Source organism: Nocardia sputorum, from assembly GCF_027924405.1.
In the GTDB taxonomy this organism is placed as follows: domain Bacteria; phylum Actinomycetota; class Actinomycetes; order Mycobacteriales; family Mycobacteriaceae; genus Nocardia; species Nocardia sputorum.
Window position 1 is genome coordinate 1,166,012 of record NZ_AP026978.1, and the last position, 25,983, is coordinate 1,191,994.

The window sequence follows — 25,983 nt, forward strand, 5'->3', positions numbered from 1 at the left end:
CGCCCCCTATGGCAAATCGAGCGAACTTGTCGTCCTTGCTCGTGCTTTGTCCTGCTCCTCGAGCACCTGGCTGGTCACCCCGAGCAGTTCGGCCATCTTCGACAGCGCGCCCAACACCGTGTCCGCGCCGTGCTTGGTCTCGTCCCAGCCAGCCCTGAATACGTCTGCGGATGTACCTTTCCACGATTCGAGCAAACCGTTGACGTCGGTATCCAGCGACCGTAGGCCGTTGACCAACGACTCAGCGGTGAGTTGTACGAACCGGCCGACATCTGTCACTTCAGCGGGTACGACCGCGAAATCCGTTGCCGCACTGTGAGACTCCGACAACAACGCCCCCTTCGTTCGCCTTCACAAGGCACGCCCCCCGTGTCTCGCTTTGGGCAAGGTCCGGCCTGTGCCCAGTGGGCGGAACGCGGCAATCCTACCGGGTCACGGCCCTGTTCGGTAATCGAGTCAGGTCGGCGGCGTCGCGGTTCGGGTCGCAGCTGAACTTGCTTCGCGCACATGCACGGTCGTTGTAGGAAGCGCGGTCAGTCCGGGTCGGCGGGATCGATGTCGGCGAAGGTGTCGACCCAATGGTGCGGCGGCCGAGGGGGATTGGGCTCACCGGGGCGCGCCAGGCCGACGACCCGCCATCCGGCGGCGACGGCGGCATCGAGTTCGTCGGGGTGGTCGGACAGGAACAGGATGCGCTCGGCGGGCGCGCCGATCGAGCCCGCGATCTTGTCGTAGGAGGACGATTCGCGTTTGCCGCCTGCCGTCGACAGATCGAAGTATCCGCTGATCAGCGGGGACAGGTTGCCGCCGCGTGCGAAGGCGAACCAATCTTGCTGGTTGCGAACCGATCCCGACGAGTAGACGTACAGCGCGAGCCCGGCCTCGCGCCACGCGGCGAGCGCCGGTGGCACGTCCGGGAAGAACTCGCCGTGCAGCGCGCCGCCGCGGAAGCCTTCCGCGCAGATGAGACCCTGCGCGGTCTTGAGCGGCTCGGCCTTGACGTCGGTGTCGAGCCATTCGCGCAGGATCGCCGCGACCTCCTCCGGGTCCGCGTCCGGACGCCCGGCCAGTTCCCTGGTCGCGGTCAGCACCGGCCTCGCGGCCGCGGAGCTGTTCTCGGCCAGCCACTCCGGAAGCCGCTCCCGGGTATAGCCGTACAGGTCTTCCCGGACCGCGGCGGTGGGGCTGGTGGTGCCCTCGATGTCGACGACGACGGCCTGGATCACGGCGCGGTCAGCAGCTCGTCGAGGGTGGGGAAGCCCGCGCTGATCTTGTCGCCGGTGAAATCGCCGACCCAGCCGTCCTCTTCTTCGAAGAAGCGGATGGCGATGAAATCCGGGCGCTCGCCCATGTCGAACCAGTGCAGCGTGCCCGCGGGCACCGACAGCAGGTCTCCGCCCTCGCACACCACCGCGAGGACCTCCTCGCCCAGGTGCAGGTAGAAGCAGCCGCGCCCGGCGGCGAAGAAGCGCACCTCGTCCTCGGCGTGCCGGTGCTCGTCGAGGAACTTGCCGCGCGCCCCCTTGGCGGTCTCCGGCCACTTCGGGTCGCTGTCGTCGGGGTGGATGCGGGCGATGTCGATGTGCTTGTAGCGCCCGGACTCGTTCAGTTCCGCGACGTTCTTCTCGTAGTGCGCGAGCAATTCCTCCGACGGCACCGACGCGGCGTTCTCGACCACCGGCCAGCGGCCGAAGGTGATGCCGTGCCTGGCCAGTTCGGTGCCGATCACCTCGTCGTCGCTGGTGCGAACGCGCACGTCGGCCGCGTCCCCGGCGGCCATCACCTGCAGGAGGGTCATGTCAGTCCAATCTCGAGAAAATCGTCGCGCGGGCCGAAGGCGGCCGGACTGCCGGTGCGGGACACCAGCTCACACAATGCTTCCAGGCATTCGGCGCGATCGCGCGCCTGGGCGAGATCGGCACCCCACGAGGTGATCCCGTGCCCGGCGATGATCAGGACCGGCAGGGCGCCGGGATGGTCGAGCAGGTAGCGCTCGATGTCCGCTCCGATGCGCGGCACCTCGGGCCAGTTCGGGAAGACCGGGATCTCGGCTACGGCCGGATCGTCGCCGCCGAGTCCTTTGATCAGCTCGTAGTCGGTGATCCGCAGCATGCCCAGTGCGCCGGGGACCGCCGAGCGGGTGGCCAGTGCCGTCGCGAACGGCGGATGGATGTGCACGACCGCCTGGGCCGGGCGGGTCCGGTAGACGGCGGTGTGGATCGTCGTTTCCGCGGAAGGTCTGCGCCCGTGGTCGGCGACGGGCGTGGAGTCCGCCACGCGCACGATGACCATATCGGCCGCGGTGAGTTCGCCCTTGGACAAACCACTTCCGGTGACGACGGCGGCAGCACCGGTGCGCACCGAGATGTTGCCCGCGGTGCCCGGCATCCAGCCGCGCCGGTACAGCTCGCGGGCGAGGTCGGCGATGGCCGCGCCGGGCGACGGATCGGATGCGAGCTCTGGGGTGGTGCTCGCGGTCGCGGCGCCGCGTGACGGATCGCTGCGGTGCACCACGCCGTTCTCGGTGACCACCGCGGTCACCAGTGCACCCGGCGTCACGTCGAACGCCGGGTTGAAGACCTCGGTGTCCGCGGGAGCCGTTGCCACACCGTCGAATCCGGTCACCTCGGCCGCCGCGCGTTCCTCCACGACGATCTCCCCGCCGGTGGCCATCGAGAGGTCGCGGGTGGACTCCGGGGCCACCACGACGAACGGGATGCCGTGGTGGCGGGCGGCCAGCGCGAGACCGTAGGTGCCGATCTTGTTGGCGACGTCGCCGTTGGCGGTGACCCGGTCGGCGCCGACCAGCACGCAATCGACCTGCCCCGTCGCCATCGCCCAGGCGGCGGCGGAATCGATGGTCAGCCGGTGCGGGATGCCCGCCTCGGCGAGTTCCCACGTGGTCAGCCGTGCGCCTTGCAGCAGCGGGCGCGTCTCGTCCACCAGCACCTGCTCGAGCGCGCCGCGCTCGGACAGCACCCGCAGTGTGCCGATGGCGGTGCCGAACGCGCTGGTCGCGAGGCGACCGGTGTTGCAGTGGGTGAGCACCCGCAGCGGCCGGTCCGGGCACAGGCTCAGCACCAGGTCGGCGGCGTTGGTGGCGGCGGCCCGGTTGACCCGGCCGTCCTCGGCGAGCATTTCCAGCGTCTCGGCCAGGACCGCGTCGGCGCCCTGGCCCACCTTCGCCCTGACCCTTCGCACGGCCCAGGCCAGGTTGACCGCGGTCGGCCGCGCCGCGGCGATCCGGTCCGCCTCGGCCTGCGCCGCCGCCTCGTCGACCACACCGTCCGCGGTGTATGCGGCGGTGGCGAGGACGACGCCGAACGCGCCGGCGATGCCGATGGCGGGCGCGCCGCGAATGGCCAGCGTCTTGATCGCGTCGATGACCTGGTCGACGGTGCTCAGCCGCAGCCGGCGCACCTCGTGCGGCAGTCCGCGCTGGTCGATGGTGACGAGCGCGCCGTCGTCCCAGACCAGAGAGCTGTCGTCCATCAGGCGTCCTTATCCCGTCGAGCCGTGTCGTGCCTGGTCAACGGTATCGGACGGGGACGGCGCGCCGAAATCGCGTCAGCCGGCAGCGGCTCGCAGCTTGGCGGCGCGTTCGCGCGGGTCGTAGCCGGGGCCGACGCCCTCGATGAGCAGGAGGTCGCCGTCGATGTGCTCGGCGCGCAACGGCAGGATCTCCTGATAGGCGGGCGAGTGGTACCACTCCCGGGCTTCGGTCATCCCGGGAAACTCGATCAGCACCATGCTGCCGGGCCAGCTGCCCTCGACGACCTCGGCCGGAGGACCGTGGATGACGAAGCGACCGCCGAACGGATCCAAGGTGGCCTGGATGCGTTCCAGGTATTCGAGGATGTCGGGGTGGGGCCTGCGACTGCGGAGGTGGGCGAAGCCATAGGCGGGCATGGCGTTTGGCATTCCTTCGTTCGATGACACCGGGAATGGCGTCGAATCGACGGTAGGTCCGCCTCGTGCGGGGTGACAATTACCTCGGGGGTAAGCACGCCGGTCTGGAAACGACCGCAGCCGCCGGTCCCGGGAGGAGGTGGGGCCGGCGGCGCGGGTGGCGCAGATGAATTAGCGGCGGCGCTCCTGCTCGCCGCGCCGGTCGGGCATATCGTTCTTCATGCCCCGACGGCCTTCCATGTCCGTGCCCTCGCGCATGTCCTGCTCTTGGCGCTGTTGCTGCTGCTGCCTCGGCATCTGCTTCGGCATTTTCTTAGGCGTTTTCTTCGACTTTTCAGTCATCTCCACACGGTCCTTTCCGGGGGATTGATATTCGCCTAACGAACATACGATAGCGAGCGGGTATGACCTCCGGAAGGGGAATTGAAAAATATGGCTATGAGCGGCCAGCTCGGGACATATGCCCAGGTAGGGGCGCTTATGGACCTGGATTTTAATAACAAATAAGACTCGGATCTACCTTGCGTAGGAGTTTCCTGCTACGGCCTGTGTCAAGGCTCGGAACAAACTCGGCGGACGGGTGGACGTTAGTTCGATATCGCTTGATCAGGCACTGTCGGCATATCCTGCGTCGAATTCAATTCTGCTGTCGCGGGGCCGGGCATGCGATGGAAGCGGCACTACCGTGACGAACGAAACACGCTGCGATAACACGAGTTTCGCTGCACGTCGGCGATGTGTCCGCACAGGTAGCGCATGCCCTGTGCGCGCCGTGGTCGCTGTAAGATCAAGTGGCGCAATTCATTCCGCTGTCCTGCTGCTACGAGGGCTCAGTGGTGCAGCGGCAGGAATTCGACGATCGTGCCGTCCTCGGCGCCGGGCGGAACGACGACCAGGCCGTCGCGGTCGACGAGGCCCCCCAGATGTGCCGTACGGATCGCCGGGTCGCCGATCCAGCCGCCTTCGTCGGCGGCGCGAGCCGGAACGATGCGCGGCACCGGTGCGGCGATCTCCGCGGCGTTGTGCAGCGGCCCGCGCAGCGGGCGGGCGGGGGAGGCGCCGGTGCGGCCCTCGACGATCGCGGGCGCGAGCGCCAGCAGCGTCGCGACCGCGGCGAAGGGGTTGCCGGGCAGGCCGAGCACCGTGGTGCCGGAGCGGAGCTGGGCGACGACGGTGGAACCGCCGGGGCGCAGCCGCAGTCGTGGCACCACGATCTCGGCTCCGGCGCGGGCCAAGGCGGCGCGGAGCTGGTCGGCCGCCCCGCCGCCGGTCGCGCCGACGATCGTCAGCAGGTCGCAATCCGGCGCGACGGTCAGAACCTCGTCGAAGCCGTGCGGGGTGTCGCGCAGGTGCACCCGATCGGTGGTGCGAATACCGCACCAGGACAACAGATCCGGGAGGATAGGGCCGATCGAGTCGCGCGTCTGCCCCGCCTGCAGCGGTCCCTCGCTGCGGATCTCGTCACCCGTCATGACGATGCGCGCGCGTACCGGGCCGCGCACCGGCGCTGCGGTGACCTCGACGCTGGCGGCCGCGGAGATCAGCGCCGCCGTCACCGGCGTGCCTTCCGGCGCGACCGGATCACCGGCCTCCCGGTCCTCGCCGCGGCGGCGGATGTCGTCGCGCAGCGGGGTGTCCGGCAGGCGGTAGAGCGTGTCGTCGGCGACATGCGCGAATTCGTCGCGCAGCACGCTTGTGGTGCCGTCGGGGACGTGCGCGCCCGTGGCGATGCGCACCGCCTCGCCGGGCAGCAACCCCACCGGTCGCCGCCCGCCCGCGAAACCGATGTCGCGGCGCAGGCGCCACGGCCCATCGCCCGCTATCGCGTAGCCGTCCATCGCCGAGACGTCGAAACGGGGCAGCGGACCGGCGGCCGTCAGCGGGCCCGCGAGCGCGGCGCCGAGCACCGAACGCAGATCGGCTTCGTACGCGGTGAGCCGGGAAAGCCTGTCGCGCAGCATGGCTCGCGCCTCGGCGAGATCCAGCGGCGGCTGCTGCCGGGGCGCGTCGACCGCCGCCCTGGCCTGCCGCACCTGCTCCTCGGTGTCGCAGTCGCCCACGCCGGAGAGCGGAATGATCGCGGCTGCGGCCGGTATCAGCGCCTTCATCGGCTGATTGACCAGCGCGCCGAGTTCGTCCAGCGCCGCGGCCAGCGCGGAGCGCCGCCATACCCCGATCAGGTACTGCGGCCGCCCCGACTCGTCGGCCGCGAACACCGCGTCGGCGCCGGATTCGGTGGCATGCCGGATCAGCTCGGTCACCGCCCACGGCGACAGGAACGGCAGGTCGGCGGCGAGCACCACCACCAGCGGGGCGGCGGACCCGAGCGCCCGCAGGCCGGTCTCGATCGCCGCCACCGGACCCGAACCGGGCGGCACCTCGCGGACCTGGATGATCTCCGTCGCCAGCTCGGGCCGGTGCGGTCCCACCACCGCCGTCTGCTCGCACGAGGCCACGGCGGCGAGCGCCACCTCGAGCATGGATCGGCCGCCGATGACGATGGCCGGTTTGTCCACGCCGCCCATCCGGCTGGCCCGGCCGCCCGCGAGCACGATCGCGTCGGCGGCGGTCACACGCCACGACCTCGAGCTAGGTACACCATGGCGGCCATGCTAATTCGTCATCGCCCGGAAGCCGGGCAGCGGACGGCCTCGATCAGGCGTTCGACCAGAAGCGGGCCGGTGGCAGCAGCCGGAACTCGTTGCGTTCCGGGTCGGCGAGGACCAGATCGGTGTCCCGCTCCGGCGCCGGGGCGCCCCGGTCGACCGTCGTCGCGCCCGCGGCGTGCAGCCGGGCCACCTCGGCGGCCCGGTCGTCGGCCGGGAACGAAGTGAGATCCAGGCGCAGTCTGGTCCGGCCGGACCCCGCGTCGGGGGTGCGCACGAACTCCAGCCAGGAGCCCAGGCCGGTCGGTGAACGCAGCCCGGCCAGCCGCTCGCCGCGCCGGGTGGTCGGCCAGCCGGTGGCGGCCGACCAGAACTCGGCGAGGCGCTGCGGGTCGCGCGTGTCGACCACGACCGCGGCGACGGCTCCGGTGTCCACGTACTCCTCCCTGGGTTCGAGCACGCAGAACTCGTTGCCCTCCGGGTCGGCGAGCACGGCCCACGGCACCGTGCCTTGGCCGATGTTCACCGATCGCGCGCCCAGGGCGAGCGCCCGGTCCACCTGGGTGCGCTGGTGGTCCAGCGAGCGGGTGGCCAGATCGAGGTGCAGGCGGTTCTTGCCGACCTTGGCCCGCATCGCGGGCAGGAAGGTGAGCGCCAGTTCGCCGCCGTCGGCGTCGGGGGACGCGACGTTCACCTCGTCGGGGCGGTCCAGGGTCACGCTCCAGCCGAGCAGTTCGGCCCAGAAATCCGCGACCGGACGCGGCCGGTCGGCATCGAACACGACGCATGCCAGGCGGGTGGGCATGGATCAACGGTACTGGCCGCCATTGCGGCAGGGAGGAATTTCGGTAACGGGCGCTCACGCACCCGGGAGATCGGGCAACGGGAAGCGCGCGGCGCGCAGGTCGACACGTCCGTCCCGGATCGGCACGCCCTCCTCGGCGAGCAGGCGCAACTGGCGATGGGCCAGGTGCGCGGCGGGTCTGCCGCTCGCGCCGAGCACGCGATGCCAGGGCAGGTCGGCCGAGTCGGTGCGCATGATCCAGCCCACCGTGCGTGGTGTGGACAGCCCGGCGGCCGCGGCGATGTCGCCGTAGGTGACCACCCGGCCGGGCGGCACCGCCGCCACCAGGGCGCGCACCTGCTCGATCTGGGCGTCGGTGGTCGGCATCGGCTCAGAGCACCGAGCGCACCAGCTCACCGGTCTGCGCCGGATACGCCTGGGCGACCATGTGATCGCAGTTCCATTCGAGCACGGTCAGGTTGGCGCCCATGTGCTCGGTGAGCGCCGCGCGGAACTCCGGCGTGACGAACGGCGGGTGCACTTTCATCGCCTGCACCAGCACGGTCGGCAGGTCGGCGGGCGGCAGCACCCAGTGCCGGGCCAGCTGGCCCCAGTAGGAGTTGACCGCGGGCAAGCTCATCCGCCAGCCGAAGCGCCCGTCCGCCGTGGGCATCAGATGTTCGTCGAGTTCGGCTTCGAGCAACCGCGGCTCGACATCGCCCCAGCCGGTGTCCAGTTTGTCCTGGCGCGCGTGCTCGACGCTGTCGTAGTCGGCCGAGACCAGGGTGGACAGCGCGATCTCGTTGAGCCATTCCGGTTCCAGCGCGATGGCCGGATCCAGCAGCACCAGCTTGCGCACCAGGTCGGGATGCCGATGCGCCAGGTGCAGCGCGCACGCGCCGCCGAAGGAGTGCGCGACCACCACCACCGGGCCGTCGGCCTCCGCGGTGACCAGCTCGACCAGGTCCTCGACGATGGTTTCGAAGTTCCACGGCGGCAGCGAGGTGGAGCGCCCGTGCCCGCGCAGATCGGGTGCGAGGACCCGGACGTCGGGCAGGTGCCGGGTGGCCAGGTCTTCCCAGCGTTTGCCGTGACCGGTCACACCGTGCAGGGCGAGCACCACCGGTCCCGTCGTCGGACCGAACCGATGGACATTCAAGACAGACACCGGTCCATTCTGACCTGCGCCGCGATCGGCCGCAGCGCTGGTCGGGCGGAGGCGTGTACCGGCGTGTCGGTCGTGTCTGTTGCAATAGCCCGCGTGGTGCGATCGGATGGCGCGGTGCGACTGGTTCGCCGGAACGTGGTGGCGCCCCGGCCGCGAGACTGGGGCGCCGACGTTCGCGCGCTGCTGGACGCCGCGGCCGAGGCCGGTCCCGCACGTCCCGGATGGCGGCCCTGGCAGGTGCTCGGCGGGCCCGGCACGGGCAAGACCGCCCTGCTGGTCGATCTCGCCGCCGAGCGCATCGCGGCCGGAGCCGACCCGGAATCCGTGCTGGTACTGGCCCATTCGAAGCAGGCGGCGAGTGCCGTGCGCGACGCCATCACCACGCGGCTGAGCGGACCCGAGCCCGGCGCCGAGGGCGGTGTGCCCGGCGCCACACGAGAACCGTTGGTGTGCACCCTGCACTCCTACGCCTTCGCTGTGCTGCGCCGACATGCCACGGCGCACGGCAACCCGCCGCCGCGTCTGCTCACCGGGGCCGAACAGGACGCGGTGCTGCGCGAGATGCTGCGCGGCGATCTCGCCGACATGGCCGACGGCGCGCGCGGATTGTGGCCGGAGCGACTGCGGCCCGCGCTCGCGCTCGGCGGGTTCGCCGAGCAGTTGCGCGATCTCATGCTCCGCGCCACCGAACGCGGCATCGGGCCGGAAGACCTGGTGCGGCTCGGCCGTGAACACGACAAGCCGGAGTGGGTGGCGGCGGGCCGGTTCGCCATCCGCTACGAGCAGACGATGCTGCTGCGCTGGTCGGTCGGGGTCGAGGCGCCGGAGGCCACCGCGCCCGCGCTGGACGCCGCCGAACTGGTCGGCGCGGCGCTGGACGCGCTGGCCGCCGATCCGAATCTGCTTGCCACCGAACGCGCGAGGATCAGATACTTGCTGGTCGACGACGCGCAGCACCTGGACCCGCAGGCGGCGATCCTGATCAAGGCCATCGGGCACAGCGCGCGGACCACGGTGATCGCGGGCGATCCCGATCAAGCCGTCTTCGCCTTCCGCGGGGCGGACGCGCGGTTCGTCGCCGGGCTCGACGTGCCACCCGAGCGGCGCATCGTGCTGCGCGACAGTCATCGGTTCAGCGGTCAGGTGGAGCTGGCGGTCGCGCGGATCGCGGCACGGCTGCCGGGCAGTGCGCCGCAGCGCATTCCCGTCCCCGAACACGCCGATCCGCGGGAGGACGGCACCGAGGTGCGGGTGCGCGTGCTGGCCACGCCCGCGAAGGAGGCCGCGCTCATCGCCGACCATTTGCGCCGCGCGCATCTCACCGGCGGGGTGCCGTGGTCGCGGATGGCGGTGATCGTCCGGTCGGTGCCGCTGTCGCTGGCCCCGCTGCGGCGCGCCTTGCTCGCCGCGGGCGTGCCCGTGCAGCAGCCCGCGCTGGACACACCGCTGGCGCGCAGGCGGGGCGCGGCCTGGATGCTGCTGTCGCTGCGCGCGGTCCTGGCGGGCGAGGCGGCGCAGCAGGGCGCCCAGCCCGCGTTCGAACCCGAGGACGCCCTCGACCTGCTGTCCGGACCGCTGGGCGGCGCCGACCAGATCGCCTTGCGCCGGCTGCGGCGCGGCATCCGGCGGGCGGTGCTGGAAGCGGTGCGCGCCGGGGCGAGAAGCGGGGAGACCGACGACGATCCGGACCGCGACGACCGCCCCTCCGCGGTGATCCTGCGTGACCTGCTGATCGGAACCGGCGAACCGGGGATCCTGAACCGGCTCACCGAGGTCGAGGCCGCGCCGCTGCGCCGGGTGCTGGACGCACTGCACCGGGCCCGCAAGGGGCGCGGGCGCGGTGCGGGTCTGGAAGACGTGCTGTGGGCGCTGTGGACCGGTTCCCGGCTGGAGCGGCGCTGGGTGGCGCAGTCGGAGCGCGGCGGCGCGGTCGGCATGCAGGCCGATCGCGATCTGGACGCCGCGGTCGCGTTGTTCGACGCGGCCGCCGCTTATGTCGACCGGCTGCCGCGCGCGAGCATCGAAGGATTCGTCGAATACCTCTCCCAGCAGGAGATTCCGCAGGACGCGGCCCCGCGCACGCTGCCGGGCGAGGCGGTGGCGCTGCTGAGTGCGCACGCCGCCGCCGGGCGGGAATGGGATGTGGTCGCCGTCGCCGCCGTCCAGGAGGGCATCTGGCCCAACCCGCGTGCTCGCGGCACCCTGCTGCACACCGAGGATTTGATCGATCTCACCGCCGGCGTGTCCGATGCGGGGGAGTGGGTGAGCCGTGCCGCGCCGATCCTCGCCGAGGAGCGCAGGTTGCTGTTCGTCGCGTGCAGCCGGGCCCGGCGATCGCTGCTGGTCACCGCCGTGGAGTCGGTCTCGGGCGAACGCGATCTGGTGCCCTCGCGTTTTCTCGCCGAACTGCTCGGCCACGACGACGACGGCGAGCCCGGTGCGCTTCCGGTGGTCGATCCCGGCCGCGCCCTGGTGATGCACTCGCTCGTCGCCGAATTGCGCGGCGTCGTCTGCGATCCCGAGGCCGACCCGGAGCGCAGGCGGCGCGCCGCGCATCAGCTCGCGCGCCTGGCGGACGCTGGCGTGCGCGGCACCCACCCCGACGACTGGTACGGCACCGCCGACCTCAGCTCCGGGCGTCCACTGTGGACCGAGGACGACGGCGCGGTGGCGCTGTCGCCCTCCACCGTCGAACTGCTGCGCACCTGTCCGCTGCGCTGGGCGCTGGAACGCCACGGCGGCACCGACGGCGACAATCCGCACGCCGTCAAAGGCAACCTGGTGCACACGCTGGTGCAGGCGCTGGCGGGCAAGGTGCCCGAGGATCAGGTGCACGCGGCGCTGGATCGCGCCTGGCGGGCGGTGGATCCCGGGACCGGCTGGCATTCCCGCCAGGAGCTGCGCCGCACCGAGGCGATGCTGGAGACCTTCCTGGCCTGGGTCCGCAACACCCGCGGCGAACTCACCCAGGCCGGCGTCGAGGTGCCGGTGGACTGTGTGCTGCCCGGGCGCACCGAAGACGAACGCGCCGTGCGGATCCGCGGCCGCATCGACCGGCTGGAGCGCGACGCGCAAGGCCGATTCGTGATCGTCGACGTGAAGACCGGCAAATCCCCGATCACCAAGCAGGCCGCCGTCGATCACGCGCAGCTGGCCACCTATCAGGTGGCGGCCGCCGCGGGCGCTCTCGACGCACCGGCGGAATCCGGCTCCGCCGACGCGGAAGCAGGCACCGGCGAACCCGGTGGTGCGCGGTTGGTGTACGTCGCGAAGCCGAGCAAGGCGGAGGGCGCTACCCAGCGCATGCAGCCGCCGCTGGACGCCGAGGCGCTCGAACACTGGCGCGACACCATCCATCAGGCGGCCGCGTCCACTCAGGGCCCCAGTTACCTCGCCATGCGCAACGACGGATGCCGCCACTGCCCGGTGACGGGCAGCTGCCCCGTGCAGGACCGCGGGAGGCAGGTGACCGACGAGTGAGCGCGCCGTCGGTCTCGCCGCGGCCGGTCGCCGGGGCGCCGCCGTGACCGGGCGGGTGACGCCGCAGCAGCTGGCACAGGCGCTGGGACTGCCACCGCCCACCGAGGAACAGGCCGCCGTGATCGCCGCGCCGCCCGGCCCGACCCTGGTGGTGGCGGGCGCGGGCGCGGGCAAGACCGAGACGATGGCCGCGCGTGTGGTGTGGATGGTCGCGAACGGGCTCGTCCTGCCGGACGAAGTGCTCGGACTGACCTTCACGCGCAAAGCCGCGCAGCAGCTGACCGCCCGCATCCGGACCAGGCTGGCCAGGCTCGCCGGCGCGCCGCTGCTGCGCGAACTCGACCCGAGCGGCCGCTTGCGCGCCCAGCTGACCGGCGCGGAACCGGAGATCAGCACGTACCACTCGTACGCCGGCAGGTTGCTCACCGAACACGGACTGCTCCTTCCGGTGGAGCCCTCGGCGACCCTGCTCACCGAGACCCAGCTCTGGCAGCTCGCCCACCAGGTGGTCCGCACCTGGGACGGCGACCTGGAGACCGAGCGCACCCCGGTGTCGGTCACCGAGGCGGTGCTCGCGTTGTCCGGGCAGCTGGCCGAGCATCTGGTCGAACCCGAGGATCTGGCCGAGGCGCACACCGAGCTGGCGAAGCTGGTGTACACGTTGCCCGCCGGTCCGCGGCAGCGGGGCGGGCCGAGCCAGACGCTGCTGAACATCGTGCAGGTGCAGCGGGAACGGGTAGCGCTGCTGCCCCTGGTTCAGGAACTCGCCGAGGCGCTGCGCCGTCGGGGCGCCCTGGACTTCGGCGCGCAGATGTCCCTCGCCGCCCGCCTGGCCGCCGAGCATCCCGAGGTCGCCGCCGCCGAACGCGCCCGCTTCCGCCTGGTCCTGCTCGACGAGTACCAGGACACCGGCCACGCGCAGCGAGTTCTGCTCGCCGCCCTGTTCGGGGGTGCGCCGGACCCGGCGGCCTCGACGCAAGCCACGCACGGCGATCTCGCTGCTGCCGGAGGGCGAGACTCGGCTGACGCAGACGTTTCCGCCGATGTCCGGCGGTCGACGCACCCCGGCGCGCACGGCGGCGAGCGTGAGTCGCGCGGCGCCGCCAACGGCTCGGATGCGCCGACCGCAAGCACTTCCGCACGCTCCGGTGCGCAAAAGGCGCATCTCGAGCCGTCCACGGGGCAACTGTGGTCCTCGGACGACGCTCGGGCTCCGGCCACCGACCGGCTCGCGCCGGATAGCCGGGCACAGCAGCCGGTCGAGGGCAAGCGCGATCCGAATGTGCCACCGGCCACCTCGTTCTCGCGGACTGCCGACACTCGCGCTGGTGACACTCCGCAGCGCGGCCCCGACGGCGATACGGATAGCGAAGGGCAACCGAGGTTCGCCGGTGCGCACGATCCGCACGCCGCACTTCGGCGACGCGACCAGACCCCGCCGCCGCACCAAGCCCAGCGCCTTGCCGTGACCGCCGTCGGCGACCCGATGCAGTCGATCTACGGCTGGCGTGGCGCTTCGGCGGCGAATCTGCCCCGGTTCGCCACCGACTTCCCCAGTGCGCCAGGCGTGCCCGCCCCGACGCTGGCGTTGCTGACCAGCTGGCGCAATCCGCCCGAAGCGCTGGCGCTGGCCAATCTCGTCGCCGACCCATTGCGGCGCAAGGCGCTCGAGGGCGGCGGCGTCACGGTCGACGCGTTGCGCGCCAAACCCGACGCCGGGCCGGGAGTGGTCGCGCTGGCGTTGACCGAGACCGTGGCCGCCGAACGCGAGTGGGTGGCCGAGCGGATCGCCGCGGAGTGGGCAGCCCGGCGGGCGGCGCAACAGCAGCCGCCCACGTCGGCGGTACTGGTGCGTCGCAATGCCGATGCCGCGCCGCTCGCGGAAGCGCTGCGCGGCCAAGGTCTTCCGGTGGAGATCGTCGGGCTCGGTGGCTTGCTCGCCACACCGGAGGTCGCCGACATCGTCGCCACCCTGCGGTTGATCGCCGAACCCGGATCGGGCAGCGCGGGCATGCGCGTGCTGACCGGCGCGCGCTGGCGCATCGGAGTCGCCGACATCGCCGCGCTCGCCCGCCGCGCCAGGGACCTGTCCATCCGGCGTCCCGGGTCGGAAGGCCCGGCCGAGATCACCGACGGCGCCGCGCTGGACGAGGCGTTGCGCGAAGTGGCTCCGGAACCCGCCGAACAGGCCGGGCTGGCCGACGCGATCGCGGATCCCGGCCCGGCGGAGAACTATTCGCCCGCCGGCTTCGCCCGTATCGAGGCGCTGGGCCGGGAGCTGGCCGCGTTGCGCGAACGCAGCGGGCAGCCGCTGGCGGAGCTGGTCGCCGACGTCGAGCGCACCATCGGCGTGGGGGTGGAGACCCAGACCCGGCGAGCCATGGCGGGCGCCGGAGCCGGGCGCGAGCATCTGGACGCGTTCGCCGAGGTGGTGGCCGGGTACGCCGCGGACACCGGCGCCTCGCTCGGCGGGTTGCTCGCGTTCCTCGCCGCCGCGGAGGAGGTCGAGAACGGACTGGAGCCCGGCGAGGTCGAGGTCGCCAAGGACCGGGTGCAGGTGTTGACCGTGCACGCGGCCAAAGGTTTGGAATGGGAGATCGTGGCGGTCCCGCACGTGGTCGAGGGCGTGTTCCCGTCCAAGGTCGGTTCCGGCACGTGGCTGGGCGCGCTCGCGGAGCTGCCGACCTCGCTGCGGGGTGACCGTCAGCAGGAGGACGCGGCCGAGGGCGTGCCGGTGCTCGATCTCACCGACCTGTACGACCGGGCGGACCTCGATCGCGCGATCAAGGCGCACAAGGAAGCGCTGGAGCGCCGCCGGATCGATGAGGAACGCCGCCTGTTCTACGTCGCGCTCACCAGAACCGAACGCGCGCTGCTGGTTTCGGCGCACTACTGGGCGGAGACCGGCAGTTCCCCGAAGGGGCCCTCGGACTTCCTGCTGGAACTGAAGCACGCGAACGACGACACCGGCAGCCCGGCCCACGGCGTTCTCACGATCGACCGCTGGGACGACCCGCCCGCCGCCGACGCCGTCAACCCGTTCACCGACAACCCCGCGACCGCCGAGTGGCCCCGCGACCCGCTCAGCACCCGCCGCGACCCGATCGAACAAGGCGCCGCGCTGGTCCGCGCCGCACTGGCCGACCTCCGCACCCGTCCCGCCGATGCCGGACGCGATGATCGGGAGCCCGGTGCGGGCCCGAACCGCCGGACCCGAAGCCGTTCTGCACCCGCTGACTATGAGCCGGGCTTCCTGGACGAACCGCCTTCGTACCCGTCGCCCGACGCGCCGAAGCCCGCGGATGAACCGTTCTACTACCCGCCCGACGACGACTACCCGCCCGACGATTTCGCGGACTTCGCGGCAACCGAATACGCCGACCCCTACGCGGACATCGAGCCCTACTTCGGCCCGGGACCCGACCCGGTGGAGGAGTACTTGTCCGACGACCGGGCATTCGCCGCGACCGGCTTCGCGCCACCGCCACCCGAGGACCCCTACCGGCCCGCGCACATCCAGCCCGACCCGGATCTCGACGATCCCGAAGGCTGGGCCGCCGACGTCGACGCCCTGCTGGCCGAGCACCAGGACGCCGCGACGGCCGCCGGGGAGGTCGAGCTCCCCGGGCAGATCGCCGCGACCGCCCTGGTGGAGCTGCGTGCCGACCCGGCGCGACTGGCCGCTCGCCTGCGTCGCCCGTTGCCCTACCCGCCGAACCCGCTGGCCCGTCGCGGCACCGCCTTCCACGCGTGGGTGCAGCGCTGGTTCGGTTCCACGCGCCTGCTGGGTCTGGACGAATTGCCGGGCGCGGCCGACAGCGGCGCGGCCGACGCGGGGCTGGACGCCGAGCTGACCGCGATGCAGCAGGCCTTCCTGAATTCCCGCTGGGCCGATCGCAGCCCGATCGAGGTCGAGATTCCGTTCGAGACCTCGATCGCGGGCACCGTGATCCGCGGACGGATGGACGCGGTGTTCGCCGAACCGGGCGGGCGCTGGATCGTCGTCGACTGGAAGACCGGCGCCGAACCCAGCGCCGCCGAGGAACCGGCGGTCGCCATGCAGCTGGCCGTCTATCGCCTGGCCTGGGCACGGTTGATGGCCGCCCGGGAGGGACGGCCGGAGCACGAGATGCTGCACCGGATCGGCGCCGCGTTCCACTACGTGCGCACCGGACGGACCATCGCGCCGGTGAACCTGGCCGGTCCGGAGGAATTGGCCGAACTGATCAGGAACGCCGCGCCCGCCGGCTCACCGCCAGCGCCTGAGTGATCAGCGGGATCTGCAGCGGCAGCCGCAGGGCCGAGCCGGCCTTGAGCAGCCGCGGCGCTTTCTCGCTGGCCAGCATGTCCGCGGTGAACTGCACGTTGGCCGGGAACACCGCGATGAACAGCAGCGCCGCGATCCGTCCGCCGAAGCTGCGGGTACGCGGGATCGCGAGGGCGGCGGCGACGCCGATCTCGGCCACGCCGGAAGCGTAGGTGTAGTCACGAGCCTTGCCGGGCAGGAAGCGCGGCACGATCGAATCGAACGGTTTCGGCCAGACGAAATGCAACACTCCGGCCCCGAACAGCAGGGCGGCGAGAGCCAGCGCAGGCCGCCGCGCGCCGTCGGGCACGGATGTCAGCGTATTTTCAGCCATGAGGCACCCTTACATCTACACCGCTCCGCGTCGAGCCCGGGCCGCTCGCCGCCGCGAGGGCCCCGCCGACCGGCACACGCCGAGCCACGCGCACCGAATCCCGAGCTCGAACACCGACGCGCCCAGCACACCGCAACCACGCCCGAGCGAAGCGAGACCCCGCGTATGCCGTTCGCAAGCCTCGGTTCGCGTTCGAGCACTCGCCCATCGCGCGACCCAAGGACCGCTCGACTCAATAGCCGACGCCGCCACGCAACACGAGTCCCGAGCTCGAATGCCGACGAGCTCAGTACACCGCAACCACGTCTTTCGAGCGAAGCGAGACCGAGCATCCGCCGTTCGCGAGCCAGAAGTGGGCCGCGAACACCCAGCGCCGCAGGCGCTGGAAAAACAAACACAGTAGGCTCCCCTGCTGTGCCGGAGGGACAAGGAATACCGGGGATGACCGACACGAGCGACGAGATGACGGGTGCGTCCGGTGTTCGGTGAGCGAGCGCGCGGCCTGGGGCTGGCCAGCCGTCCCGATTTCGCCCTGGTCGGTGTGCTGCGCATCCCGGAAGTGCAGAGCAGCCCGTGGATCTCGCTGACCAGGCGGGTGCTGTTCGCTACGGCGCTGCTGTTCCTGGCCGCGCTGGTGGTGTATCTCGGGCGCGAGGGCTACCACGACAACTCGGGTAATGAACTGTCGTTCCTGGACGCGTTCTACTACGCGACGGTGTCGCTGTCGACCACCGGATACGGCGACATCCATCCGGTGACGCCCGAGGCGCGGCTGGCGAACATCGTCGTCATCACCCCGCTGCGCATCCTGTTCCTGATCGTCCTGGTCGGAACCACACTGGGCGTGCTGACCGAACGTTCCCGGCAGGCTTTCAAGATTCAGCGATGGAGGCACACCGTGCGCAATCACACCGTGGTCGTCGGATACGGCACGAAGGGGCGGACGGCGATCGACGCCATGCTCGGCGACGGGGTGCAGCCCGCCGACATCGTCGTGGTCGACACCGACGTGGTCGCTTTGGAGGCGGCCGCCAACGCCGGCCTGGTCACGGTGCACGGGTCGGCTTCCCAATCCGATGTGCTCCGGCTGGCCGGTGTGCAGCACGCCGACTCGGTGGTGGTCGCCACCAATCGGGATGACACCGCCGTGCTGGTCACCCTGACCGCCCGGGAACTGAACAAGGCCGCCAAGATCGTGGTGTCGATCCGGGAGGCGGAGAACACCCACCTGGTGCGGCAGTCCGGCGCGAACTCGGTGGTGGTGTCGTCGGAGACGGCGGGCCGGTTGCTCGGCATCGCGACCACCACGCCCACGGTCGTGGAGATGATGGAAGACCTGCTCACCCCGGAGGAGGGTTTCGCCGTCGCGGAACGCGAGGTGGAGTCGTCCGAGATCGGCGGTTCGCCACGGCATCTCAGCGACATCGTCCTCGGCGTGGTGCGCGACGGGGTGCTCTACCGGGTGGGGGAGCCGGAAGTCGACGCGGTCGACGCCGGCGACAAGCTGCTGTACATCCGCCGGGCGGGCAAGTGACACACGCCGCGAGCTGAGCGGTAGCTCGGGCGCGATAGTCTCGAAGCGTGTCGGCTTTTCAGCTCAATGGTGTTCCGCTGCTGTCTCGTTCCGTGATCGATCGAGCCGAGCCGATTCGAGGTGACGCGCAGGCTCTGAAGGAGGGCTGGGCCGACGCCAAACTCTTGCGTGTCAATCGCCGCGGGCAGGTGCGCTTGGAGGACGGTGTCCTGCTCCTGGAACCGGCCCTGGAGTTGTCCGCGGAGCCGAGCCCGGCCGCGGTGTTCCTCGGGGTCGAGGACGGCATCCATCTCTGGGCGGTGCGCGATCCGGAGCTCGAGGGCACGCTCACCGACTTGCGCGCGCTGGCGGGCGGCGCCGTCGACGACCGCACCGCCGGGTTGCTGTCCACCGCGATCGCGCTGTTGAACTGGCACGACAAGGCCGGATTCCACGGTGCGGACGGCACAGTGACCACCTCGGCGAAGGGCGGTTGGTCGCGCGTCACCGAGAGCGGCTACGAGGAGTTCCCGCGCATCGATCCGGCGGTGATCTGCTTGATCCACGACGGCGGCGACCGGGCGCTGCTCGCCCGCCAGCACGCCTGGCCGGAATCGCTGTTCTCGCTGCTGGCGGGATTCGTCGAGGCGGGCGAGTCGCTGGAGCGCTGCGTGGAGCGGGAGATGCGCGAGGAAGTCGGTCTCGACGTGCGCGAGATCAGCTACTTGGGCAGCCAGCCGTGGCCGTTCCCGCGCTCGCTCATGCTGGGCTTCGCGGCGGTCGCCGATCCGGAACAGCCGCTCGTCTTCTCCGACGGGGAGATCGCCGAGGCCGCCTGGTTCACGCGCGCGCAGGTGCGCGAAGCGCTGGCGGTGGGCGACTGGTCGAAGCGGGGCGAGGGCGCCCAGCTGCTGCTGCCCGGTTCGATCTCGATCGCTCGCACCATCATCGAATCCTGGGCCGCGCTCGACTAGCGCACCCGCGCGCGGGCAGCGCGACCCGCGCGCGTCGGCTGATCAGGATAGTCCGGCGAGGACCTGCTTGACGGTCGCCAGCGACGGGTTCGTCGCGGTGGAGCCGTCGGCGAACTTCACGGTGGGCACGACGTGGTTGCCCCCGTTCACGCTGCCGACGAACTCGGCCGACGCCGGGTCGTCCTCGATGTCGATCTCGACATAGGTGATGCCCGCCTCGTCCAGCTGCTTCTTGAGCCTGCGGCAGTAGCCGCACCAGGTGGTCGAGTACATCGTCAGGGTGGGGTTCGCGTCAGTCACGGACACTGCAACACCGGAGGGCCGCGCACTGTTCCGACTCGGATCGTCTCGGATGGTCTTGCACTCCATTTAGTATGTGCGCATACTAAATGTATGACGATCATCGCCACTGCATACGCCACCTCCGATGCTCCGCCGACCGCCTTCTTCGCTCGCTGGGCGGACATGGCCACCTGGCCGGAATGGAACACCGACACCGAGTGGGTGCGCCTGGACGGACCGTTCGCCGAGGGCGCCACCGGGACGTTGCGGCCGAAGGGCGGTCCGGACATCCGGTTCGTCGTCGCACGCCTCACCGACCGCGAGTTCGTCGACGTCTCCCGGTTGCTCGGCGCGCGGCTCACCTTCGCCCACGAGGTCACCGTCGCCGAGAGCGGCACCACGATCACGGTGACCGTCTCGATCGACGGACCATTGCGCCGGCTGTGGACCAGAATCCTGGGCGCGGGCCTGGCGGAATCCGTGCAACCCGACCTCGACGCACTGGTCGCCGTCGCCGAGGGGGTCGCGGCGTGAGCGGCATGCGCGGGAAGAACGCCGCCGTCCCCGGGGCGGATTCCCGCGTCAGCGAGGCGCGGCGGAGCGGGGCCGGTCGCCTCGAGGCGGGGGCTCAGGAGCGGAGCGGGGATCCGACCGCCGACGGCGGCTGCCCCGGCTCGAGCGCGCGATATTGGCTGGCGGTCGTGTCCAGGGAACATGTCCGGCGCGGTGTCGAGCTAGGCATCGCCCAGGCCAACCATGGCAAGCGCGCGGCGGTGGAACGTATGCGGCCGGGCGACGGATTGGTCTACTACTCGTCGCGGGAGGGCATGCGCGCGGGAGTGCCGGTGCGCTCGTTCACCGCGATCGGCACCATCGACGACCGTCCGGCCTGGCAGGCCGACCCGCAGGACGGCGGTTGCTTCCAGCCCTGGCGTCGCGGGGTGAGCTACCGAGCCGGCGCGCGCGAGATTCCGATCGAGGCGCTGCGCGAGGCCCTGGAATTCACCAGCGCGCCGAACTGGGGAATGATCCTGCGCCGCGGCCTGATAGAACTCAGCCCGCACGACTACACGCTGATCGCGCGGGCGATGACGGACGAGTGAGGGAGGCCGATGCACGAAGTGGGGGACGGAATGCTGCGCTCCAGATTCCGCACAGCCGAGGAAAGCCCCGGCCTGCTGCTGTGGCAGGTGACCAATCGCTGGCAGGCCGCGCAGCGGGCGGCGCTCGCCCCTTTCGACCTGACCCACGTGCAATTCGTGCTGCTGGCTTCGCTCACCTATCTCGCGGCGGGCCGCACGGATCCGGTCCGGCAACGTGACCTGGCCGACTACGCCGCCACCGATCCGATGATGACCTCCCAGGTACTGCGCGCGCTGGCGCAGAAGAAATTGATCGAACGCCGCGACCACCCGACCGATCGCCGGGCCAAGGCCCTGGTTGCCACCGCAGCCGGCGTCGCGCTGGTCAACCGGGCCATCGTCGCGGTCGAGGCGTGTGACGCGGAGTTCTTCGGCCCGCTCGATGATCGGACGAGCGCCTTCGTGCGTTCCCTACGGTTGCTGCGCGACCGCTGATCCGTCCCTGCCCGCTAAGTCCCGACCGTTCGTGCTCCCCGCGCGCGAGGGACCGCGGATCCCGAGTGATCGGCGCATCGGCAAGCGCGACCCCGCGACCCCGTGCGCGGGTCGGTGCGAATTCTCGGCAGAACACGCCCTCCTGGAAGCCTCTGATGGGGCACGCGCAACAAGTCGAGCACACACGAGGCGATACGGCGGCGAGGTCGCGAAGGCGCCGCCGTGCGTGTCGGTGGGCGCTGTCATGATGGACCGCGTGCCCGCTCTCGACCTCGCAGACCTCGATCCCGAGCAGGCCGCCGCCGTGCGCGCCCCGCGCGGTCCGGTGTGCGTGCTCGCGGGCGCGGGTACCGGCAAGACCAGGACCATCACCTATCGCATCGCGCATCTGATCGCGCAGGGGCAGGTCAAGGCGGACCAGGTGCTCGCGGTGACGTTCACCGCGCGGGCGGCGGGGGAGTTGCGCACCCGGCTACGGGCCCTCGGCCTCGGCGGCGAAGCGACCCAGGTGCAGGCACGGACGTTCCACGCGGCGGCGTTGCGGCAGCTGAAGTATTTCTGGCCGCAGATCGTCGGTGACGTGCCGTGGCGGCTGATCGACGCCAAGTTCCCGATCGTCGCGCAGGCGGCGCACCGGGCCGGGCTGTCCACGGCCACCGACAGCGTCCGCGACCTGCTGAGCGAAATCGAGTGGTCGAAGGGCTCGCTCATCGCGCCGGAGGACTACGTGGCGGCGGTCGCGAAGCAGCGGCGCGAGACACCCTATGAGGCATTGCGTGTCGCCGATGTCTACGCGGGTTACGAGAAGCTCAAGGCGACGCCGGACGGGTTGCTGCTGGATTTCGATGACCTGCTGCTGCACACGGCGGCCGCCTTGGAGGACTACCCGGCCGTGGCCGACGAGTTCCGCGGCCGCTACCGCAGCTTCGTCGTCGACGAGTACCAGGACGTCACGCCGCTGCAACAGCGCGTGCTCGACGCGTGGCTCGGCGACCGCGACGACCTGACCGTCGTCGGCGACGCCAACCAGACGATCTATTCGTTCACCGGCGCAACGCCGAGCTATCTGCTCGACTTCTCCCGTCGCTTCCCCGAGGCCACGGTGGTCCGTCTGGAACGCGACTATCGCTCGACCCCGCAGGTGGTGTCGCTGGCCAATCGGGTGATCGGAGCGGCGCGCGGGCGCATCGCGGGTACCAGGCTGCAATTGATCGGCCAGCGAGCCGACGGACCGGAGCCGGTTTTCGCCGAATACGACGACGTGCCCGCAGAGGCCGCGGCAGTGGCGGAGGCGATCGGCCGGCTCATCCAGGCGGGCACACCGGCCGCCGAGATCGCCGTGCTCTATCGGATCAACGCGCAGTCGGAGAGCTACGAGCAGGCGCTCACCGAACGTGGCATTCCCTACCAGGTGCGCGGCGGCGAGGGCTTCTTCGCGCGTGCCGAGGTGAGGCAGGCCGTGCAGGCGTTGCGGCAGGCCGCGTCCCGCGACGATCTGCCCGACCAGTCGCGCAGCGGCAGTGCCCTGGTCACCCTGGTTCGCGCGGTGCTCGCCCCGCTCGGTCTCACCGCCACCGAGCCCGCGGGCGCCCAGGCGCGCGAACGCTGGGCCTCGCTGGTGGCGCTGGTGCGGCTGACCGAGGAGCTGGTCGGCCACGACGACCGGCTCGACCTGCCCGGGCTGCTGCGCGAGCTCGCGACCCGCGCCGAGGCGAGGCATCCACCCACCGTGCAGGGGGTCACGCTGGCCTCGCTGCACGCCGCCAAGGGCCTGGAGTGGGACGCGGTGTTTCTCGTCGGCCTCTCCGACGGCACCATGCCGATCGCGCACGTCCTCGCCGACGACGGCTCGGTCGCCGACGCGGCGGCGCTCGAGGAGGAACGGCGGCTGCTCTACGTAGGAGTCACCAGGGCGCGCGAACATCTGCGGCTGTCCTGGGCGCTGGCCAGGAACGAAGGCGGTAGGCGCACCCGGCGCCGTTCCCGGTTCCTCAGCGGCCTCCTCCCCGACGATTCGCCCGCGTCGCGGATCGCGGCCCCGCCGAAGGCCGCGAACGGCGTCCGCCCGACCTGCCGGGTCTGCGCGAAACCGCTGATCGGCACGTACGCGACCATGCTCGGGCGCTGCCGTCGCTGCCCGGCCGAACTGGACGCCGAATTGCTTGCGGCACTGCGTGATTGGCGTGCGGAGAAGGCGGAGGCGCTGCGGGTCCGCGAATTCGTCGTGTTCACCGACACCACGCTCACCGCGATCGCCGAACAACTGCCCGCCGACGACGCCGCCTTGGCCGCGATCGCGGGCATCGGCGCGAAGAAGATCGACCAGTTCGGCGCCGACGTACTGGCCATCGTCGCGTCCCGGATTCGATCCACATCACAAAACCGCAGGTAGAAAATAGGTTGTCGCGCTCGACGATCTTGCCTATGGTGGATTCCACGCACCGGGAGGGCATCTCGGCGCGCACAGTTACCGACACACAACGAGTACAGGAGGGAGGCAGAGCAGTGGACAACATCATGAACTTCGGCGCCAGTGGCGTTGCGGTCTATGCGCCCATGGCGGCCTCCCGGGGGATCCTCGCCTTGCAGGGGATCGGTCTGTCCGGAATCGGTGCGTTCGGCACGTGCGTCTCGCAAGCGAATTCCGCTGCGATGCACACCTCTGTCCGTACCCGGATTCAGGGCAAGCCCAGCGCGGGCTGGCACCCGACGGCTGCCGAGGCAGCAGTCGGTGTCTTCGCGGATGAAGCCGGCTTCGAGCCGGCGGATCCGCGGGCAGCACGCCTCCGCACCGCACACCCAGCGACCGTGAACAGGGCTCGACAGAGATGTCGACCTAGGTAGGGAACTCCTCCCCGACCTCCTGGCCACGGATCGCACGACAGCGAAACCGTGGCCAGTATTCTCCGGCCCTTCAGCCGACCGGCACCGGTTTCGCCACAACACACGAACCGCTGCAAACGAGCTGAAGGAGAACGACGTGTTCACCGCACAGGGTTGGCCGCAGGCCACTACTGACGTGACATGCCGAACCGTGGCGTCGACTACTCGGACCCAGGAGATCGCCAAGGTCCTGCCCTGCCGTGCTGGAGATCCGGACCTCTGGTTCGCCGAGAGCCCGGTCCAGTTGGAGCAGGCCAAGGCGCTGTGCGCGACCTGCCCGATCCGCAAGGGCTGCCTGAGCGCCGCCATGGATCGTCGTGAGCCGTGGGGTGTTTGGGGCGGGGAGATCTTCGACCAGGGTGTCGTGATCGCCCGCAAGCGTCCCCGTGGTCGTCCGCGCAAGGTCGCGGTCCCGGCATGAGCCGGGGAGTGATTTCCCTCCCTCCGGTCGATGTGCTCGATTCGGTCGGTCCCGGCACGGCCGAGCCAACGAACGAGAAAGCAGACCAGCCGCCCACCGTCGCCAGGTGGGCGGCTGCTCTGCGTTCCTCGTCGCGGTGGCACCATCGCGGCGTGGACGAGTGGTCGAAGCGACCGTGCTCAGTCGCGGATTTCGGAGGCTCGAAGTCGAGATTGCGTTCGAGGACGCGGCGCTACAAAGACCGCCGCGACGCCGTGAGCTTCTGCTCGGTCCCTCGAGTGTCTGAGGAGGCGTCGAACTGCTCGGGGTTGGTCGGCCCCTCAGTCGCCGGACGCTTCCGACCGGCCGACATGTGCCGGGCCGCGCTCAAGCGGAATTGCGCTCCTCGCGGAAGCCGGGCATCCAGGTGCGGACGAGTTGCATGAACGGCAGCTCGGCGTCGAGTTGCGCCAGGATGCCTACGGAGCCGCCGAGCACGCGGAAGATCATCACGTACTCGGCCGGAAGTTGCAGTGCCCGTGCGGTTTTCATTTCCGGGCTGGACAACTCCGAAGCCTTGCCCGCCACCCGCTGCATCCATCTGCGGGTGAAGTGGAACGAGTCGGTCTGGATCGGGTCGGTGAACGGCCGCAGGTAGTCGGCGATCTCCTGGTGGGTGACCACCCGGCCGGGGATCACCCAGCCGTGGTCGTACAGCAGTTCGGTGAGTTCGGCGAAGCGCTCCTCGACCGCGAGGGCCAGCATCCGGCCCAACACCGGCGGAAAGCCGTCGGGCATCGGCGCGCAGGCGCCGAAATCGATCACCGCGAGCCTGCCGTCGGGCAGCATCATGAAATTGCCCGGGTGTGGGTCGGCATGCAGGAGCCCGACGACCTCGGGGGACGAGAAGTGGAACCGGCCCATCAGTCCCGCGACACGGTTGCGCAGCGCGAGGGTGCCCGCGGGATCCTCGGCGCCCTGCTTGATGATCGAGGAGACGGCGACACCGTCCAGCCATTCGGTGACGATCACCTTCGGCGCGCTCGCCACCACCTTCGGCACCACGATCTCGCCGTGCCCGTCGAAGCCCTTGGCGAAGGCGCGCTGGTTGGCCGCTTCGTTGCGGTAGTCCAACTCTTCCTCGGTGCGTTCGGTGATCTCGGCGAGGATCGGCTTGACGTCCGCCCCGGGGATCACGGACGCGACCAGACCGGACATCCGGGACAACGTTTTGAGGTCCGCGCGCAGCGCCTCGTCGGCGCCGGGGTACTGCACCTTCACCGCGACGGTGCGCCCGTCCGACCACACCGCCCGGTGCACCTGCCCGATGCTGGCCGACGCCGCCGGGCTGTCGTCGAACTCGCGGAAGCGGGTACGCCATTGGGTGCCGAGCTGCTGGTCGAGCACCCGGTGGACGGTGGCGGCCGGCATCGGCGGCGCGGCGGCCTGCAGTTTGGTGAGTGCCTCCCGGTAGTGCTCGCCGAACTCCTCCGGTACCGCGGCCTCCATCACGCTGAGTGCCTGCCCGAACTTCATCGCGCCGCCCTTCAGCTCACCCAGGACCGTGAACAGCTGCTCGGCGGCCTTCTGATTGAGCTGCGCGTTGATCTCGGACTTGTCGCCTCCGGCGAGCTTCTTGCCGAACCCCACGGCCGCCCGACCGGCGATGCCGAGCGGAATCTTGGCCAGCTTGGCGTTACGGGACGAGCGACGGCGCACGATCTCAGACACGTACCCATCATGGCGGACAGACCGGCCGATCGGCCA

The 25,983-nt window shown here is 70.8% G+C and carries 22 protein-coding genes; 9 read left to right on the forward strand and 13 right to left on the reverse strand.

Annotated elements, in window-relative coordinates; genetic code table 11:
* Positions 1–6 precede the first annotated feature (6 nt).
* The 10 genes from QMG86_RS05205 to QMG86_RS05250 all read right to left on the reverse strand — a co-directional run bounded on the left by QMG86_RS05205 (position 7) and on the right by QMG86_RS05250 (position 8,467).
* Positions 7–330: a WXG100 family type VII secretion target gene (locus QMG86_RS05205; RefSeq protein ID WP_281877991.1), complete on the reverse strand. Its 324-nt coding sequence runs from the start codon at positions 328–330 to the stop codon at positions 7–9.
* A gap of 203 nt (positions 331–533) precedes the next feature.
* Positions 534–1,226, reverse strand: coding sequence for an acireductone synthase (gene mtnC, locus QMG86_RS05210; RefSeq protein ID WP_281877992.1), 693 nt, complete (start codon positions 1,224–1,226; stop codon positions 534–536).
* Positions 1,223–1,798 (reverse strand): 1,2-dihydroxy-3-keto-5-methylthiopentene dioxygenase, encoded by a 576-nt coding sequence (locus QMG86_RS05215; RefSeq protein ID WP_281877993.1) that lies wholly within the window; start codon positions 1,796–1,798, stop codon positions 1,223–1,225. Before QMG86_RS05215 ends, mtnC begins: the two co-directional genes overlap by 4 nt.
* Entirely contained in the window at positions 1,795–3,492 is a 1,698-nt protein-coding gene (mtnA, locus tag QMG86_RS05220) for an S-methyl-5-thioribose-1-phosphate isomerase (protein WP_281877994.1), read from the reverse strand. Before mtnA ends, QMG86_RS05215 begins: the two co-directional genes overlap by 4 nt.
* A gap of 75 nt (positions 3,493–3,567) precedes the next feature.
* Positions 3,568–3,909, reverse strand: coding sequence for a DUF1330 domain-containing protein (locus QMG86_RS05225; protein WP_281877995.1), 342 nt, complete (start codon positions 3,907–3,909; stop codon positions 3,568–3,570).
* Positions 3,910–4,080: 171 nt separating this feature from the next.
* The gene (locus QMG86_RS05230; RefSeq protein WP_281877996.1) at positions 4,081–4,251 is read right to left on the reverse strand and encodes a hypothetical protein; all 171 of its coding nucleotides are present in this window, start codon (positions 4,249–4,251) and stop codon (positions 4,081–4,083) included.
* A gap of 488 nt (positions 4,252–4,739) precedes the next feature.
* Complete coding sequence (locus QMG86_RS05235) at positions 4,740–6,482, reverse strand: NTP transferase domain-containing protein (RefSeq protein WP_281877997.1); 1,743 nt, start codon at positions 6,480–6,482, stop codon at positions 4,740–4,742.
* Positions 6,483–6,564: 82 nt separating this feature from the next.
* The gene (locus QMG86_RS05240; RefSeq protein WP_281877998.1) at positions 6,565–7,320 is read right to left on the reverse strand and encodes a VOC family protein; all 756 of its coding nucleotides are present in this window, start codon (positions 7,318–7,320) and stop codon (positions 6,565–6,567) included.
* 54 nt (positions 7,321–7,374) lie between these two features.
* On the reverse strand, positions 7,375–7,686 hold the full coding sequence (locus QMG86_RS05245) for an MGMT family protein (RefSeq protein WP_281877999.1): 312 nt from the start codon (positions 7,684–7,686) through the stop codon (positions 7,375–7,377).
* Between the two features lie 4 nt (positions 7,687–7,690).
* Positions 7,691–8,467 carry an alpha/beta hydrolase gene (locus tag QMG86_RS05250; protein ID WP_281878000.1) on the reverse strand — a complete coding sequence of 259 codons (777 nt, stop codon included), beginning with the start codon at positions 8,465–8,467 and terminating at the stop codon, positions 7,691–7,693.
* Positions 8,468–8,539: 72 nt separating this feature from the next.
* Here QMG86_RS05250 and QMG86_RS05255 point away from each other — a divergent pair, with 72 nt between their 5' ends.
* Together QMG86_RS05255 and QMG86_RS05260 are read left to right on the forward strand one after the other, a co-directional pair.
* Entirely contained in the window at positions 8,540–11,947 is a 3,408-nt protein-coding gene (locus QMG86_RS05255; protein WP_434086157.1) for an ATP-dependent helicase, read from the forward strand.
* A gap of 43 nt (positions 11,948–11,990) precedes the next feature.
* Positions 11,991–16,217, forward strand: coding sequence for an ATP-dependent helicase (locus tag QMG86_RS05260; protein ID WP_281878003.1), 4,227 nt, complete (start codon positions 11,991–11,993; stop codon positions 16,215–16,217).
* Here QMG86_RS05260 and QMG86_RS05265 read toward each other — a convergent pair.
* Positions 16,174–16,587, reverse strand: a complete 414-nt coding sequence (locus tag QMG86_RS05265) for a DoxX family protein (protein ID WP_281878005.1) — start codon at positions 16,585–16,587, stop codon at positions 16,174–16,176. The two genes, QMG86_RS05260 and QMG86_RS05265, sit on opposite strands and share 44 nt — an antisense overlap.
* 478 nt (positions 16,588–17,065) lie before the next feature.
* Between QMG86_RS05265 and QMG86_RS05270 the strand changes: the two genes are divergently transcribed.
* Positions 17,066–18,121, forward strand: a complete 1,056-nt coding sequence (locus QMG86_RS05270; protein WP_281878006.1) for a potassium channel family protein — start codon at positions 17,066–17,068, stop codon at positions 18,119–18,121.
* Between the two features lie 47 nt (positions 18,122–18,168).
* Positions 18,169–19,074 (forward strand): NAD(+) diphosphatase, encoded by a 906-nt coding sequence (nudC, locus tag QMG86_RS05275; protein WP_281878008.1) that lies wholly within the window; start codon positions 18,169–18,171, stop codon positions 19,072–19,074.
* Between the two features lie 42 nt (positions 19,075–19,116).
* Here the strand turns inward: nudC and QMG86_RS05280 are convergent, their stop codons facing one another.
* A complete protein-coding gene (locus QMG86_RS05280; protein ID WP_157115098.1) occupies positions 19,117–19,347 on the reverse strand; it encodes a mycoredoxin in 231 nt (76 codons plus the stop codon).
* Positions 19,348–19,467: 120 nt separating this feature from the next.
* On the opposite strand from QMG86_RS05280, the gene QMG86_RS05285 reads away from it, so the two are divergent.
* The 5 genes from QMG86_RS05285 to QMG86_RS05305 all read left to right on the forward strand — a co-directional run bounded on the left by QMG86_RS05285 (position 19,468) and on the right by QMG86_RS05305 (position 24,237).
* Entirely contained in the window at positions 19,468–19,890 is a 423-nt protein-coding gene (locus QMG86_RS05285; RefSeq protein WP_281878010.1) for an SRPBCC family protein, read from the forward strand.
* A gap of 167 nt (positions 19,891–20,057) precedes the next feature.
* Complete coding sequence (locus tag QMG86_RS05290; RefSeq protein WP_281878012.1) at positions 20,058–20,459, forward strand: EVE domain-containing protein; 402 nt, start codon at positions 20,058–20,060, stop codon at positions 20,457–20,459.
* 9 nt (positions 20,460–20,468) lie between these two features.
* Positions 20,469–20,933: a MarR family winged helix-turn-helix transcriptional regulator gene (locus QMG86_RS05295; protein ID WP_281878014.1), complete on the forward strand. Its 465-nt coding sequence runs from the start codon at positions 20,469–20,471 to the stop codon at positions 20,931–20,933.
* 244 nt (positions 20,934–21,177) lie between these two features.
* A complete protein-coding gene (locus QMG86_RS05300) occupies positions 21,178–23,325 on the forward strand; it encodes an ATP-dependent DNA helicase UvrD2 (RefSeq protein ID WP_281880791.1) in 2,148 nt (715 codons plus the stop codon).
* 588 nt (positions 23,326–23,913) lie between these two features.
* A complete protein-coding gene (locus QMG86_RS05305) occupies positions 23,914–24,237 on the forward strand; it encodes a WhiB family transcriptional regulator (protein WP_159848116.1) in 324 nt (107 codons plus the stop codon).
* A gap of 366 nt (positions 24,238–24,603) precedes the next feature.
* Here QMG86_RS05305 and QMG86_RS05310 read toward each other — a convergent pair whose 3' ends face one another.
* Complete coding sequence (locus tag QMG86_RS05310) at positions 24,604–25,947, reverse strand: ABC1 kinase family protein (RefSeq protein WP_281878016.1); 1,344 nt, start codon at positions 25,945–25,947, stop codon at positions 24,604–24,606.
* Positions 25,948–25,983 lie beyond the last annotated feature (36 nt).